Origin of the sequence: Bacteroides sp. OM05-10AA (assembly GCF_003439055.1) — a bacterium.
GTDB lineage: Bacteria > Bacteroidota > Bacteroidia > Bacteroidales > Bacteroidaceae > Bacteroides > Bacteroides intestinigallinarum.
On sequence record NZ_QSUR01000036.1, the window covers coordinates 24,252 to 40,774 of the forward strand.

The following is a 16,523-nucleotide window of genomic DNA, read 5'->3' on the forward strand; positions in this document are numbered from 1 at the left end:
AAAATAATCAGAATAACAAAGGATTTAGCATAAAAACTGTATATTTGTTTGTTGAACTATAAAAAACTTCTCACTATGGGACAAACAAAGACTACACGTAGCATCAGTGCTACCGGACTATTCTTGCTTATCATGATGACTGTGAGCCTATATTCATGCACACGCACTCAAAAAGACATCATTCCTTCTGCCGATTATGCACCGTATGTAAATGCGTATACGGGAGGAGTCATCTCGCAAAATTCGACCATACGTATAGAACTGGCCCACGACCAACCCATGGTGGATATGAACAATGAGTTAAAAAGCAATCCGTTCAGTTTCTCACCTTCATTAAAGGGAAAAGCATATTGGGTTAGCAACAACACCATTGAATTTGTGCCCGAAGAAGGAGCGCTGAAACCGGGAACACTTTACGAAGGAACTTTCCGGCTCGGAGACTTCATCGAAGTGGACAAAAAGCTGAAAGAGTTCAACTTCTCATTCCGTGTACAGGAACGTAACTTCACCCTGCAACTGGAATCATTGCCGATTACAGCTACCCAACCGAATGAAATAAATATGAAAGGAGAGATACGTTTCAGCGACGTAGTGAAAAAGGAAGAGGTAGAAAAGATGCTGACTGCCAGTGACGGGAAAAAGAGTTATCCGGTGGAAGTCACCGCAACCGACAATCATACCCGTTATTTGTTTAGTATCAGACAAATCCCCAGAGAAGCTGATGATTACCCCTTGACCATCACAGCCAACGGAAACCCGGCCGGAATCAACCGTAAACAAAGCGAAGAAGTGCTGATACCGGCGAAAGATTGTTTCCGTTTCATGTCTGCCGAACGCATCGACCAACCGGAAAATGGAATCGAGATTGTATTCTCCGCTCCTTTATCCACTACCCAGGATTTAAAAGGACTGATTGAGATCCCGGAAATCTCCTCATCGATCTTCCAAATCAGCGAAAACAGAGTTTTTATCTATTTCGAAGCAAACACACAGAATAAACTGACGTTGAATATCCATGAAGGAGTCAAAGACAGTCAAGGTAAAGCGTTGGGAACTTCTCATACGATCTCATTCAGTGAAGTAAGTCTGAAACCACAAGTGGAAATGTCTACTACCGCCGCTATCCTGCCCGATTCGAAAAGTCTGATTATTCCTTTCAGGGCTGTCAACCTGTATGCTGTGGATTTGAGCGTGATCCGCATTTTCGAGAACAATGTATTGATGTTTATGCAAACCAATTCACTGGCCTCGGCCAATGAGCTACGCCGTTCGGGACGACTGGTATACAAGAAAACGTTATGGCTTGCCAAAGATGCTTCCAAAGACATTCATCATTGGGGAGATTACTCGATAGACCTTGCCGGATTGATCCATCAGGAACCGGGTGCCATCTATCGTGTAATACTTTCATTCCGTCAGGAATACTCCGCTTATCCTTGTGGAGGGGTCGAGAATCAGGATATGAAATTCGCCGACAGCAGCACCTCCGACGGGCTGACCAAAGTAAGTGGAAGTGTCTTGTCCGAAGAAGATGAAGCAATCTGGAATACCCCCGAAGCCTACTATTATTACAATGGCGGAACAATGGACTGGAGTGTGTACCGATGGACGGAACGCGACAATCCCTGCCACCCGTCTTATTATATGGATTCAGACCGGGCAGCTGCCTGCAACGTTTTTGCTTCCAACCTGGGAATGATTGTAAAACGGAACTCACTGAATAAACTGTGGATTGCCGTTAGTAATATTTTGGATACCAAACCAATAGGGAAAGCACAGGTAACAGCGTATAACTTCCAGTTACAACCCATAGGGAAAGGAGAAACCAATGGAGAAGGATTCGTTGAAATCACTCCGAACGGTGTACCTTTCATTATCGTGGCAGAATCGGAAAAGCAAAAGGCGTATGTGCGCGTTGTGGACGGTGAAGAACAGTCCGTCAGCAGATTCGACGTGGGAGGAAAAGATATTCAAAAGGGACTGAAAGGATTTATATATGGCGAAAGAGGGGTATGGCGCCCGGGAGACACGCTGCACATTTCCTTTATATTGGAAGACCGCGAAAAGAGAATCCCCGACAAGCACCCCGTAGCACTGGAGATTTACAATCCGAGAGGACAGTTCTACACGAAAATGATTTCAACACAAGGAATGAACGGATTCTATACATTCGACGTTCCGACACAGGCAACAGACCCGACCGGACTTTGGAATGCGTATATTAAGGTGGGAGGAACCACCTTCCACAAAGGTCTGCGTATCGAAACCATAAAGCCCAACCGCCTGAAAATAAATCTGGCATTGCCGAAGGTTCTTCAAGCCACGGACAAGGATTTCTATGCCCCACTCACTTCAACCTGGCTGACAGGAGCAACTGCCTCCAAACTGAAAGCCAAAGTAGAAATGTCTTTATCGAAAGTGAATACACAGTTTAAGAATTACGGACAATATATCTTTAACAATCCGGCTACGGATTTCACAACTATCAAAACAGATATATTTGACGGCACACTGGATGCAGAAGGAAAAGCAAACGTCATGCTGAAAGTTCCGACCGCAACGGAAGCGCCGGGTATGCTGAACGCCACTTTCACCACCCGCGTGTTCGAACCGGGAGGAGATGCCAGCATCTACACTCAAACAATTCCATTCTCACCATTCACCTCTTATGTCGGTATCAATCTGAACCAGCCAAAAGGCAAATATATTGAAACTGACAAAGATCATGTATTCGATATTGTAACTGTAAACACGCAGGGACAGTTAGTGAACAGTTCTAATCTGGAATACAAAATATACCGCATCGGCTGGAGTTGGTGGTGGGAAAACAGCGGTGAATCTTTCGGAACGTATATCAACAACAGTTCCATCACTCCTGTTGCCAGCGGCAATTTACAGACAAGAGGCGGAAAAGCATCTTTCAAATTCCGTATCGATTATCCGTCATGGGGACGCTACCTGGTTTACGTGAAAGATAAAGAGAGTGGACATGCCACCGGAGGTACAGTTTATGTTGACTGGCCGGAATGGCGGGGACGTTCGAGCAAGACTGATCCCAGCGGTATCAAGATGCTTGCTTTCTCCCTGAACAAAGATTCTTATGAAATAGGAGAAACAGCCACAGCAATCATTCCTGCAGCAGCGGGAGGACGTGCACTGGTATCCATAGAAAACGGTTCTACCGTATTACGACAAGAATGGATAGAGGTTTCCAACGGAGGAGATACGAAATATACATTCAAGATTACACCGGAGATGACTCCGAATGTATATCTGCATATCAGTTTGTTACAGCCTCATGCGCAAACAGTCAATGACCTGCCCATCCGTATGTATGGCGTCGTTCCAGTATTCGTGACTAACAGTCAGACGGTGTTACAACCGCAGATACAGATGCCGGAAGTGTTACGCCCGGAAACCAACTTCAATGTGACCGTCAGCGAAAAGACCGGAAAACCAATGACTTATACATTAGCTATTGTAGACGACGGTTTGCTGGATCTTACCAATTTCAAGACCCCAGACCCATGGAATGATTTCTATTCACGCGAAGCACTCGGCATCCGGACATGGGATATGTATGATAATGTATTGGGAGCTTCCGCCGGAAGTTACAGTTCACTTTTCAGTACGGGTGGAGACGCCACATTGAAACCTGCCGATGCAAAAGCAAACCGTTTCAAACCGGTAGTCAAGTTTATAGGTCCTTTCTATCTGGGAAAAGGTAAGAGCCAGACGCATACGCTGAAACTTCCGATGTATGTAGGTTCGGTACGTGCCATGGTGGTTGCCGGACAAGAGGGAGCGTACGGCAATGCGGAAAAAACGGCTTTCGTACGGACTCCGTTAATGATGTTGTCCACCTTGCCCCGTGTGCTTAGTATTCAGGAAGAAATCACCGTTCCGGTAAATATCTTTGCGATGGAAAATCAAGTGAAGAATGTAACCGTATCACTTCAGGCGTCCGGTGGAAGAGTACAGATTGTAGGGGCCAACCAACAGTCGCTCAAATTTAGCCAACCGGGTGACCAGCTCGTGTTCTTTACCTTAAAAACAGGTAGTAAAACAGGAAAGGCTACCATCCATCTGACAGCCAATGGTGGCGGACAACAAACTAAAGAAACCATTGAAATAGAAGTACGCAACCCGAATCCGGTAGTAACCCTGCGCAACAGTCAATGGGTAGAAGCCGGACAAAGCAAAGAACTTTCATACAATCTAAGCAGTTCTTCTGCAAATAACCAGATAAAGCTGGAAGTATCACGCATACCTTCGGTTGACATCAGCCGCCGGTTCGACTTCTTATACAACTATCAGCACCATTGTACGGAACAGTTGACTTCCAAGGCTTTGCCTCTTCTGTTTGTCGGCCAATTCAAAACAATAGATAAGATAGAAGCCGAAAAGATAAAGACAAATGTACAGGAAGCTATCCGGCAGATTTATGGTCGTCAACTCCCCAATGGCGGATTTGTATATTGGCCGGGAAATGCTGTTGCCGACGAATGGATCAGTTCTTATGCAGGAATGTTCCTGACACTGGCACAAGAAAAAGGATACGCCGTTCATTCGAACGTATTGAACAAGTGGAAGCGTTTCCAACGTGCCGCCGCACAGAACTGGCGGATGCCGCAGGATGCAAGCGGCTGGCAACAATGGCAGTCGGAATTGCAACAGGCTTTCCGTTTATATACGCTTGCATTGGCAGGAGCACCGGAATATGGGGCCATGAACCGGATGAAAGAACAGGCAGGATTATCTATTCAGGCTAAATGGAGACTGGCAGCAACCTATGCACTGACCGGAAAGATGAAACCGGCTGAAGAACTGGTGTATAATGCGGAAACAACAGTAAGCCCCTACTCTTCCATGAATCAGATTTACGGTTCCTCCGACCGTGATGAAGCTATGATTCTGGAAACACTGATCCTGATGAACCGGGAACGGGATGCTTTGCAGCAGGCAAAAGTCGTTTCAAAGAATCTGTCACAAGAGGAGTGGTTCAGTACACAATCCACCGCTTTTGCTCTTATGGCAATGGGACGTCTGGCTGAAAAGCTGTCAGGCACATTGGATTTCGTATGGACATGGAACGACAAACAACAGCCTGCCGTGAAATCGGCTAAAGCTGTGTTTGAAAAAGAAATCGCCACCACTCCCAAATCCGGTATGATTGCTGTGAAAAATCAAGGAAAAGGAGCGCTTAGCGTTGACCTTATCACACGCACACAGTTGTTGAACGATACATTACCGGCCATCAGCGACAATCTTCGCATGGATATAAGATATGCCAACCTGAACGGTACACCGATCTCTGTCAATGATATTATACAGGGAACTGACTTTATGGCTATCACCTCCATATCCAATATTAGCGGAACTTCCGATTACACCAATCTGGCACTGACGCATATCATACCGTCCGGTTGGGAAATATATAACGAAAGAATGGTTGCCCCCGAAACGGAAAGCGTAGCAGCCGATGGTTCCGGTAAGTCCGTCAGCAAATATAATTATCTGGATATACGCGATGACAGGGTATTAACTTATTTCAATTTGCGTCGTGGTGAAACGAAAGTGTTCACTGTCAGACTGCAAGCGACTTATGCAGGTAACTTTATTCTTCCTGCCGTTCAATGTGAAGCAATGTATGATGTAAACGTACAGGCACGCAGCAAAGCGGGAAGAACAACTGTCAGTCGATAAATTTCAGGCACGGATTACACGGATTACGCGGTTTTGGTTAACGAGTAGAACCGTGAAATCCGTGTAATCCGTGCCTAATTATTTCGTACCTAATCATTTGTCACAAAGATATGTCTCTTAGCTTTTAACATTTAAATGAATCCTATATATAAATTCTTCAAACGATTATCTGTTACTAAGAAAGTAATGACAATAAGCATTGCTCTTTTAATGATAGGATACATCTTTTGCCTTCCCCGGCAACTGTTTCATGTACCCTACTCTACCGTTGTGACTGATCGAAACGAAGAATTACTGGGAGCACGTATCGCTTCGGATGGTCAATGGCGGTTTCCTCCCCGAAAGACAACACCCGAGAAAATCAAACAATGCCTTATTACCTTTGAAGATAAACACTTTTACCACCATTGGGGAGTTAATCCGTTATCTACCGGAAGGGCACTCTATCAGAATTTAAAGAACAAACGTGTTGTAAGCGGAGGTAGTACCCTTACCATGCAGACCATCCGTCTCGCCCGAAACAAACCCAGAACTATCGGAGAGAAAGTCATTGAAATGATCTGGGCTACCCGTTTGGAGTTCCGGACTTCCAAAGAGGAAATCTTATCCATGTATGTCTCTCATGCACCATTCGGAGGAAATGTAGTAGGACTGGATGCTGCTGCCTGGCGTTACTTCGGTCATTCTGCCGAAGATTTATCATGGGCAGAATCAGCCATGCTGGCCGTCCTGCCCAATGCCCCCGCCATGATTCATCTATCCAAAGGACGAAAAACACTTCTTTCCAAACGCAACCGTCTATTGAAACAACTTTTTGAAGAAGAGATTATTGATGCGTCCACCTATGAACTGGCTATCAGCGAACCGTTACCCGACGAACCACATCCTCTTCCTCAAATAGCCCCACATCTGGTTACCCGCTTTTATCAAGAAAGAAACGGATTATATACCCGCTCAACCATTGATAAAGGAATACAAACCCATATAGAGAGCTTGGCGGAACGGTGGAGTAACGAATTTAATCGAAGTGATATCCGTAACCTGGCTATCCTAATTATAGACATTCCCGCCAATCAAGTGGTAGCATACTGCGGAAATGTACATTTCGACCGTAAACAAGGGGGGAATCAAGTAGACGTGATTCAAGCTCCTAGAAGTACAGGTAGTATTTTAAAGCCCTTTCTCTATGGTGCCATGTTACAGGAGGGAAGTCTATTACCGCAAATGCTATTACCGGACGTACCCGTTAATATCAACGGCTTTACTCCACAAAACTTCAGCATGCAGTTTGAAGGAGCCGTCCCCGCTTCCGAAGCTCTTGCCCGCTCATTAAATATCCCGGCTGTCACCATGCTACAAAGATATGGAGTACCCAAATTTCATCACATGCTGCAACAAATGGGGTTCAAGACTATCAACCGATCAGCCTCCCATTATGGATTATCACTCATTTTAGGAGGTGCCGAAGCTACTCTATGGGATGTAACGAATGCTTATGCACAAATGGGACGAAGCCTCTCCAACAATCATTCCAACGATCTTCCCCAAGAAAAGGAAGTACAGATACTATTAGAAGCAGAAGAAAAGACTGTTTTGGAAAGAGATGATTCAAGAAAAGTTACTTCAGAAAAGACGATTTCGGAAAAGACAACTTCGGAAAGGATTATACCAAAAAGAACTATATCAGAAGAAGCTATTTCAAAAGAGGTTATTTCAGCAGGAGCAGCCTGGCTCACCCTTTCCGCCTTAACAGAAGTCAACCGACCTGAAGAGATTGACTGGAAATCAATCCCCTCGATGCAGACTATCGCATGGAAGACCGGAACCAGTTACGGATTCCGTGACGCCTGGGCCGTTGGCGTAACTCCCCGCTATGCAGTAGGCGTATGGGTAGGAAATGCAACCGGAGAGGGAAAACCTGGATTGGTCGGTGCACAAACGGCCGGTCCCGTATTATTCGATATATTCAATTATCTCCCATCTTCACCCTGGTTCGAACGTCCCACAGGAATTTTCGTTGATGCAGAAATATGCCGTCAATCCGGTCATCTGAAAGGACGTTTCTGTGAAGAAACCGACACTGTACTGATCCTGCCCGTCGGATTACGGACAGAGGCTTGTCCTTACCATCATCTCGTCACACTATCCGCCGACGAAAGCCACCGCATCTATGAGAACTGTGCAAACACGGAACCTACCATTCAGAAATCATGGTTTGCCCTGCCGCCCGTATGGGAATGGTACTATAAACAGCATCATCCGGAATATAAACCGCTGCCACCTTTCAAAGCCGGCTGCGGAGAAGATTCTTTCCAACCCATGCAGTTCATCTACCCTCCGATGAACGCCCACATCAAACTGCCCAAGCAATTGGACGGCAGCAAAGGCTTTATCACGGTAGAACTGGCACACAGCAATCCCAATGCCACTATCTTCTGGCATCTCGACGACACCTATCAGACACAGACACAGGATTTCCACAAAATTTCCCTGCAACCTGCTCCCGGCAAACATTCCCTGACGGCAGTAGACGGAGAAGGTAACACAGTTTCCACCACTTTCTTCATCGAATAAACATCTTATTTTATTATCTTTGCCGCATGAAACAGCCATTAAAAGAAAACGGTGGACTACCGGCATCTATCCTCTGGACACTTGCTATTGTGGCCGGTGTCTCGGTAGCCAACATCTATTATATTCAACCTCTATTAAATATGATACGCCATGAACTTGGCATATCAGAGTTCAGAACTAACCTGATTGCCATGGTCACACAAATAGGCTATGCGGCAGGATTGTTGTTTATCACCCCTTTGGGAGATTTATATCAGCGTAAGAAAATCATCCTCGTCAACTTCACCGTTCTGATATTTTCCCTATTGACTATCGCCCTGACGCATAATTTTCATTTGATACTTATCGCTTCATTCCTCACGGGAGTTTGTTCGATGATTCCACAAATATTCATTCCGATAGCCGCCCAGTTTTCCCGTCCGGAAAATAAAGGCAGGAATGTAGGAATCGTCTTATCAGGATTACTGACCGGTATCCTGGCTTCACGTGTTGTCAGCGGATTTATCGGTGAACTGATTGGCTGGCGGGAAATGTATCACATCGCCGCAGGCATGATGCTTATCTGTGCCATTGTTGTACTAAAAGTCCTTCCCGACATTCAGACCAACTTTCAGGGAAAATATAGCGGCCTGATGAAATCCCTGTTAGCCTTAGTAAAAGAATATCCGCAACTACGGATTTATTCCATCCGGGCGGCATTAAACTTCGGCTCCCTCCTCGCCATGTGGTCCTGCCTGGCATTTAAGATGGGACAAGCCCCGTTCTTTGCCAACAGCGACGTCATTGGTATGCTGGGACTTTGCGGAGTGGCGGGAGCATTAACAGCCTCTTTTGTTGGAAGATATGTAAAACAAGTCGGGGTACGCCGCTTCAACTTTATCGGTTGCGGATTGATTCTCTTTGCCTGGTTACTGTTCCTCATCGGTGAAAACACTTTTATTGGTATCATTGCCGGAATCATCATCATTGACATAGGGATGCAATGCATCCAACTTAGTAACCAGACAAGTATCTTCGAACTGGACCCGCGCGCTTCGAACCGTATCAATACAGTTTTCATGACTACTTACTTTATTGGCGGTTCGATGGGAACATTTCTGGCGGGCAGCTTCTGGCAACTGTATGGTTGGCACGGAGTTATCGGTACCGGAGTCGTTTTAACCGGAATTTCTTTATTAATTACGACTTTCTACAAGAAGTGAGTCAACAAAACGGACGGTCAAACCGTTTATTACAATAAAAAAGCCAATGAAATACGGAGTTAACAGACAAATCTTACTTATCACAGCCGGCACGGTCTGGATTATAGCCGGTGCCAATATTCTGCGAATAGGAATTGTAACCTGGTTAAACACCTCCCAAGATTGGATGTTCAAAATAGGAGAAGCTACCGTCGTTTTCTTGTTATTCTTCGTTCTGGTGTTCAGAAAACTTTATTATAAACATACCCAACGAATCGAACAAAAGAAAGAACACAGAAATTGCCCGTTCTCCTTTTTCGATGTGAAAAGTTGGATTACAATGATCTTCATGATTTCTCTGGGAATTACCATACGTAGCTTCCATCTTCTGCCCGAAACGTTCATTTCAGTTTTCTATACCGGATTATCCATTGCCCTCATCCTGACAGGGGTACTTTTCATCCGTTACTGGTGGATAAGGCGTAAGACTTTCGCTAATTGAGCCGGTCTTATACATATTCCAATCAAATACAAACTTATAATAATTTTTATTGCCTGACGTTTTGAAGCAAAAGATTTCATTCTTTTTTGTTGTATCTTTGCGCGGCTATAAACAAAACAGTAGCCGGAAAACAAATAAAAGGTTATAAGAATCAACATGAAGAAAGCCCCCTCTCCCCTTGTATCATTGATACCGATCATTGTACTGGTGTTATTATTGTTTGCCACTATCCGCACATTTGGCAGTGATGCCCTAAGCGGCGGAAGCCAAGTGTCACTACTCACCACTACAGCTATTTGTATCCTTATCGGTATGGTGTTTTATAAAATTCCCTGGAAAGATTACGAGCTCGCCATCACCAACAATATTGCCGGAGTGGCAACAGCCATTATTATTCTATTGATAATCGGTGCGTTGAGTGGGATCTGGATGATTAGTGGAGTAGTGCCTACGCTAATCTACTACGGAATGCAAATTATCCATCCCAGTTTCTTCCTGGCATCTACCTGCATCATCTGCGCATTGATTTCCGTTATGACCGGAAGTTCGTGGACCACCATTGCTACCATCGGTATCGCCCTGATGGGTATCGGAAAGGCGCAAGGTTTTGAAGACGGATGGATTGCCGGAGCCATTATTTCGGGAGCATACTTCGGAGATAAAATATCTCCTTTATCCGAAACCACCATCCTGGCTTCTTCCATCACAGACACTCCCTTGTTCCGTCACATCCGTTACATGATGATTACTACGGTTCCATCTCTTGTCATTACGCTAATTATTTTCACCGTAGCAGGATTCTCTCATGATGCCAATAATACACAGCACATCGCGGAAGTGGCAACGGCCCTGAATGAAAAGTTTCATATCACTCCGTGGCTGCTGATAGTTCCCGTAGTAACCGGCATATTGATAGCGAAGAAAGTGCCGTCTATCGTTACGCTGTTCCTGTCCACCCTGCTGGCTGCTGTTTTTGCTTTGATCTTTCAGCCGGATTTGTTGGAAGAAATTTCAGGAATTGCCGCTTCCGGATTCGATTCACTGTTCAAAGGACTGATGATGACTATCTACGGAGAGACAAATTTGCACACGGATAATGCCGTTCTGACAGATTTAATTGCCACACGTGGCATGTCAGGAATGATGAATACGATTTGGCTGATACTATGTGCCATGTGTTTCGGCGGAGCAATGACAGCAAGCGGCATGGTGGGAAGTATCACTTCCATCTTTGTGCGCTTTATGAAGAAAACGGTCAGCGTGGTCAGTGCGACAGTTTGTTCCGGTCTGTTTCTTAATCTGACCACTGCCGATCAATATATCAGTATTATTCTGACGGGAAATATGTTTCGCGATATTTATGCCAAGAAAGGGTATGAAAGTTGCTTACTAAGCCGTACCACGGAAGATGCAGTAACCGTTACATCCGTATTGATCCCGTGGAACAGCTGTGGAATGACTCAAGCCACCATCTTGAGTGTACCCACACTTGTGTATCTCCCTTATTGTTTTTTCAACATTATCAGTCCCTTAATGAGTATCACCGTGGCAGCCATCGGATATAAAATTGCACGACGCTCGTGAACAATCTGGCATACACTTTGTTTTTGCAATAAACGAACAACATATTAAACCTAAACAAAAAAAAGTTATGAAAAAGTTTATTGCATTAGTAGCATTAGTATTAGTGAGTGCAAGCACAATGATGTATGCACAAGAAAGTAGCGCAGCAGCACGCCGCGCAGAAAGAAAAGCAGAAAGAGATGCAGAGAGAGCAAAACTCCGTGCCGAAGAAGAGGTGCAGGACATGGTAGCCTACCAACAAGCTGTACAGGCTTTGAAAAACAAGCAATTTGTTCTGGAAGCTAATCAGGTTATTTTCCGCAACGGTATGAGCGCTTTCGTTACTTCAAACACCAATTTCGTTTTGATGAACGGCAACAGAGCTACCGTACAGACTGCTTTCAACACTCCTTACCCTGGTCCTAACGGAATCGGTGGTGTGACAGTAGATGGTAATTCTTCGGATATGAAGATGAATATCGACAAAAAAGGAAATGTGAACTGTTCATTCAGTGTTCAGGGTATCGGCATCTCCGCTCAAGTATTTATTAATATGAGCAGTGGAAACAATACAGCTTCGGTTAGTATCAGCCCGAACTTCAGCAACAACAACCTGACATTGAACGGAAATATCGTTCCGCTTGACCAGTCAAATATCTTCAAGGGACGTTCCTGGTAATCCGGATATAAGAATCTTATCATAACTCCGCTACAAATCACGCAAAATGCGTACATTTGTAGCGGAGTTTTTTTATTCAGTATGGCTTATGAGAGAATTTATCATTGCAGACAATCAGGATATCAGTAAGGCAGGAATGATGTTCCTGTTGAGTAAACAAAAGGAGGTATCCCTCCTTTTAGAAGCTGACAACAAGGCTGAACTGATTCAGCAGTTACGATTGTATCCGCAAGCAGTGATTATTCTGGATTATACCTTGTTCAATTTTGCGGGGGCAGATGAATTGATTGTCTTGCAGGAAAGATTCAAGGAAGCCGACTGGATTCTATTTTCTGACGAACTAAGCCTGAACTTTCTCCGCCAAGTATTATTCAGCAGCATGGCTTTCGGGGTAGTGATGAAAGATAACTCAAAAGAAGAAATCATGACTGCCATTCAATGCGCCACCCGCAAACAACGGTATATTTGCAATCATGTCAGCAATCTGCTGCTTTCAGGAGCTTCTTCTCCGCTGGCAGCGTCAAGCATGGACGACCATTTGCTGACGCAGACAGAAAAGAATATCCTAAAAGAAATTGCATTAGGGAAAACAACGAAAGAGATTGCAGCAGAGAAAAATCTTAGTTTCCATACGATCAACAGCCATCGTAAGAATATCTTTCGCAAATTGGGAGTGAATAATGTGCACGAGGCTACTAAATATGCGATGAGGGCAGGGATTGTGGATTTAGCCGAATACTATATCTGATTATACGCTTTACTTCAAGCCATTTTGTTTCAAAAGTTGTTCTATTTCCTTGTCTGATATAGAAGCCCTGTCTGCTTTATCATAAATATAGAGAAGATTCAAAATTGCATCTTGCTGGGAAACAACCAGAGTGAAAGTGATTACTCTTGCCCCTCCGCTTTTTCCTTTCCCTTTCGCAGTAATTTTCATGCGGACTTTGCGCAAGCCATGACCTAAATCGGTACCTAATTGTGGATTGCGGGATAACTCATCAAGAAGTTTCAAATAATCTTCTTTAAATGAGGCATAATGTTTCGCTAACCGTTTTGCCTCCTTATCAAAAGAGGCAGAGCTTTCTATACTATAATTCATCAAGGAGTTCATAAGCAGATCTCGTCCTTCCAGCCTTTACATCTTTCAGTCCTGCATCAATCCCTGCAAGAATCTCCTCTTTTGTGATTTCTTCCATTTCTTTTTCTGCTTCCATTTTCTTAAGTCGTTTCAAATAGTTCTTCACCCGATTGAGCATCTCTTTGTCATTCAAACTCAGGAGTTCCTCCACCAAGTCCATTTTCAGACTTTTCAATTCCATCGTTGTCATAAGCAATCCTCCTTTATTTATTATTCTACGAAACAAAAGTAGTGAAAATTATCCTGATTATCGAATCCTCACCTTTCAAAATAAACTATTTAACAGATGATTTCTCCGCTTCCCACGCAAACTTTCGCCTCTTCATCATAAATCACCCCAAACTGTCCCGGAGCAATGCCTTGCAGCTTTTCAGAGGACAAAATGTGGAATTGCTTCTCCCCTTCCTGTATCAGTTTTCCTTTGGTAAAGTCGGGAGTGTGACGAATCTTGAAAGTGATGTCTATCTCTTTCTCCTGCCCTTTCCAGGGATTATCAGTAATGAAATGAAAATCATGCATCCGGAATTCATTGCCGTACTGTGTTTCCACACCGTAACCGCGGGACACATAGATTGTATTTTCTTCAATATCCTTCTTAACTACGAACCAGGGACCACCACTCAATCCAAGCCCTTTGCGCTGGCCGATTGTGTGAAACCAATAGCCGCGATGTGTACCCAATTTCTTTCCGGTTTCCAATTCAATAATCGCCCCTTCCTTTTCTCCTAAAAAGCGACGGACAAAATCATTGTAGTTTATCTTCCCGAGAAAACAGATACCCTGACTATCTTTCCTTCTGGCACTCGGCAATCCGGCTTTATTGGCAATCTCACGGACTTCCTGTTTCATCAAACCTCCAATGGGAAACATGAGTTTGGAAACTTGCAGGTAATCAATCTGTGCGAGAAAGTCCGTCTGGTCTTTCACAGGGTCTTTCGCTGTGCCCAACCAAGTTTTACCGTCGAGTAGTAAAGTGGTGGCATAATGACCGGTTGCCGTAAAGTCGAAGTCTTTCCCGACACGCTGTTCAAAGCAACCGAATTTGATTAGCTTATTACACATCACATCCGGATTAGGCGTCAGTCCCTGCCGGATTTTATCAATGGCATAGGCCGCTACATTCTCCCAATACTCCTGATGCAAATCCACTACCTCCAAAGACAGACCGTACTTACGTGCCGTAGCAGTAGATAATTCAATATCTTCCTCTGCCGAACAGTCCATATATTCCGCTCCGTCCATGCCTATCTTAATATAAAAAAGAGTGGGCTTATATCCTTGCTCACAAAGGAGATGTACAACAACCGAACTGTCGACACCTCCTGATAATAATGCAGCTATATCCATGAATAATGATTCGTCTATTAATAACGTTCTATATGTAAGCTAATACCTATTAAAAAATTCTATGCTACAAAGATAAGGCAAGAATCTCTAACAGCCAATCACATATTGAAGGCATTTTTATACCATAAATGTGGTAGATAAGCAAAGTATTTCCTACATTTGCACAGTAAAAAGCTTTTTATGATGACGAAATTAAGAAAGATAATCCTCATACCTGCCCTGAGCATCGTATTTATCAGTGGCTTTTTCTCCTGTGGTGTCGACCGCTGGCCGGAGTATGCCCATCAGACCGCACTGGATACATGGATGCTCGACATCATGCAACAGAACTATCTGTGGTATCAAGATCTACCTTCCTACGATGATGTGAATCTGTTTCTGGATCCTGCTTCGTTCTTGTCTAAAGTAAAATCGAAAAGCGACAGTTATTCGTTTGTGGATTCTGTGATGGAAACTCCCCTACCTACCTATGGATTTGATTATTCACTGGTTCGAAGTGCAGATATCGATACAGCTTATAATGCATTAATTACTTACGTCATTCCCGGTTCACCGGCAGAAGCGGCCGGATTGGTGCGCGGTGACTGGATTATGAAAGTCGATACTTCTTACATCAGCAAAAAATACGAGACTCAATTACTGCAAGGGACCAAAGCCCGGGATTTAGTGATGGGAGTATGGAAAGAAGTTCCCGTTGAGCCTGAAGAAGGAGAAGTAGGCGAAGAAGAAACAACTGTATATAAGGTAGTGCCGAATGATAAAACACTAAAACTACCTGCTGCAAGAGCCGTTGAGGATAATCCGGTACATAAGACAGAGATACTTACGGTAAAAGAAAACAATAGCGACATCAAGGTTGGCTATCTCATGTACAACAGCTTCACCGCCGGGACAAAAGCTGATCCGGAAAAATACAATGACGAATTGCGTCAAATCTCACAAGAATTCAAGAAAGCAGGCGTGAAGTATGTCATACTCGACTTGCGCTACAATGCCGGAGGTTCATTAGATTGTGTGCAGTTATTAGGCACAATCTTAACTTCAAACGCACGATTAAACGGGCCAATGGCTTATCTGGAATACAACGACAAGAACAGAAATAAAGATGCTACCATCAACTTTGATCCTACCATATTAGGAAGCGGTACTAATTTAGACCTGCCCGGTCTGTTTGTTATCACCAGCGGAACAACAGCCGGAGCACCGGAAATGTTAATAGGGAGTCTCTTCTTGAAGGACAGCTATCCCGTTGTAAGCATAGGTAGCGCCACTAAAGGGCAAAATGTAGCAACAGAGCAGTTTGTCAACGAGGAATTCCTATGGTCAGTGAATCCAGTGGTTTGTACAGTTTATAATTCTAAGCATGATGAAAACGGTTCCTTCGTACCTAACGCAGATCTTAAAATCAGTGAAACAACCATTGATGGAATAACCAATTACAGTGAGTTTCTGCCATTCGGTGATCCCAATGAAAGACTCCTGAAAGTAGCCATCGGAGTTATAGAAGGCACTTATCCCCCGAAAAAAGAGGAAGATACAACAACAAAAGCACAATTCAAGATTGAGAAAAGTGTTATTAGTCCCGCAAGTAGGCGGTTTGTCGGTGGCGGCGGTCTAAAGATTAAATAGGAGCAAAGCAAGAACCAAATAGAATGAAAAGAAGTGCTCCCCTAAAGTTATATAAGAAACTTTAGGGGAGCACTTCTTTTCGTTTTTCACCACACTTCTTGTCAATAGCAGATTTACGCATCATTAACAAAAGAATCCCATTATTCCACCTTTTCAAAACAGACCGTCTGATTCTACTAAACAAAGCGTCGGTTTACATCTAAC

11 protein-coding genes are annotated in these 16,523 nt (G+C 44.0%); 8 read left to right on the forward strand and 3 right to left on the reverse strand.

Features of this window, described 5'->3' with window-relative positions:
- Positions 1-75: 75 nt before the first annotated feature.
- From DXB58_RS22275 to DXB58_RS22305, 7 genes are all read left to right on the forward strand, one after another.
- Positions 76-5,706, forward strand: coding sequence for an alpha-2-macroglobulin (locus DXB58_RS22275; protein WP_122138297.1), 5,631 nt, complete (start codon positions 76-78; stop codon positions 5,704-5,706).
- A 135-nt stretch (positions 5,707-5,841) separates the two neighbouring features.
- Positions 5,842-8,280 carry a penicillin-binding protein 1C gene (gene pbpC / locus DXB58_RS22280; protein ID WP_199488007.1) on the forward strand — a complete coding sequence of 813 codons (2,439 nt, stop codon included), beginning with the start codon at positions 5,842-5,844 and terminating at the stop codon, positions 8,278-8,280.
- A gap of 26 nt (positions 8,281-8,306) precedes the next feature.
- Entirely contained in the window at positions 8,307-9,482 is a 1,176-nt protein-coding gene (locus DXB58_RS22285) for an MFS transporter (RefSeq protein WP_117935057.1), read from the forward strand.
- A gap of 46 nt (positions 9,483-9,528) precedes the next feature.
- Positions 9,529-9,963 carry a hypothetical protein gene (locus tag DXB58_RS22290; RefSeq protein WP_122138298.1) on the forward strand — a complete coding sequence of 145 codons (435 nt, stop codon included), beginning with the start codon at positions 9,529-9,531 and terminating at the stop codon, positions 9,961-9,963.
- A 156-nt stretch (positions 9,964-10,119) separates the two neighbouring features.
- Complete coding sequence (gene nhaC, locus DXB58_RS22295; RefSeq protein WP_004325518.1) at positions 10,120-11,547, forward strand: Na+/H+ antiporter NhaC; 1,428 nt, start codon at positions 10,120-10,122, stop codon at positions 11,545-11,547.
- A gap of 67 nt (positions 11,548-11,614) precedes the next feature.
- On the forward strand, positions 11,615-12,205 hold the full coding sequence (locus tag DXB58_RS22300; protein WP_122138299.1) for a DUF4251 domain-containing protein: 591 nt from the start codon (positions 11,615-11,617) through the stop codon (positions 12,203-12,205).
- 88 nt (positions 12,206-12,293) lie between these two features.
- Positions 12,294-12,953, forward strand: coding sequence for a response regulator transcription factor (locus DXB58_RS22305; RefSeq protein ID WP_117935224.1), 660 nt, complete (start codon positions 12,294-12,296; stop codon positions 12,951-12,953).
- A 9-nt stretch (positions 12,954-12,962) separates the two neighbouring features.
- On the opposite strand, the gene DXB58_RS22310 is transcribed toward DXB58_RS22305, so the two are convergent.
- The 3 genes from DXB58_RS22310 to mnmA form a co-directional block, all read right to left on the reverse strand.
- Positions 12,963-13,304: a type II toxin-antitoxin system RelE/ParE family toxin gene (locus tag DXB58_RS22310; protein ID WP_117935061.1), complete on the reverse strand. Its 342-nt coding sequence runs from the start codon at positions 13,302-13,304 to the stop codon at positions 12,963-12,965.
- Positions 13,294-13,533 (reverse strand): hypothetical protein, encoded by a 240-nt coding sequence (locus DXB58_RS22315; protein WP_117935063.1) that lies wholly within the window; start codon positions 13,531-13,533, stop codon positions 13,294-13,296. Before DXB58_RS22315 ends, DXB58_RS22310 begins: the two co-directional genes overlap by 11 nt.
- Positions 13,534-13,622: 89 nt before the next feature.
- On the reverse strand, positions 13,623-14,690 hold the full coding sequence (gene mnmA / locus DXB58_RS22320; RefSeq protein WP_117935065.1) for a tRNA 2-thiouridine(34) synthase MnmA: 1,068 nt from the start codon (positions 14,688-14,690) through the stop codon (positions 13,623-13,625).
- 180 nt (positions 14,691-14,870) lie between these two features.
- On the opposite strand from mnmA, the gene DXB58_RS22325 reads away from it, so the two are divergent.
- Complete coding sequence (locus DXB58_RS22325) at positions 14,871-16,319, forward strand: S41 family peptidase (protein ID WP_122138300.1); 1,449 nt, start codon at positions 14,871-14,873, stop codon at positions 16,317-16,319.
- The last annotated feature ends 204 nt before the right edge of the window (positions 16,320-16,523 follow it).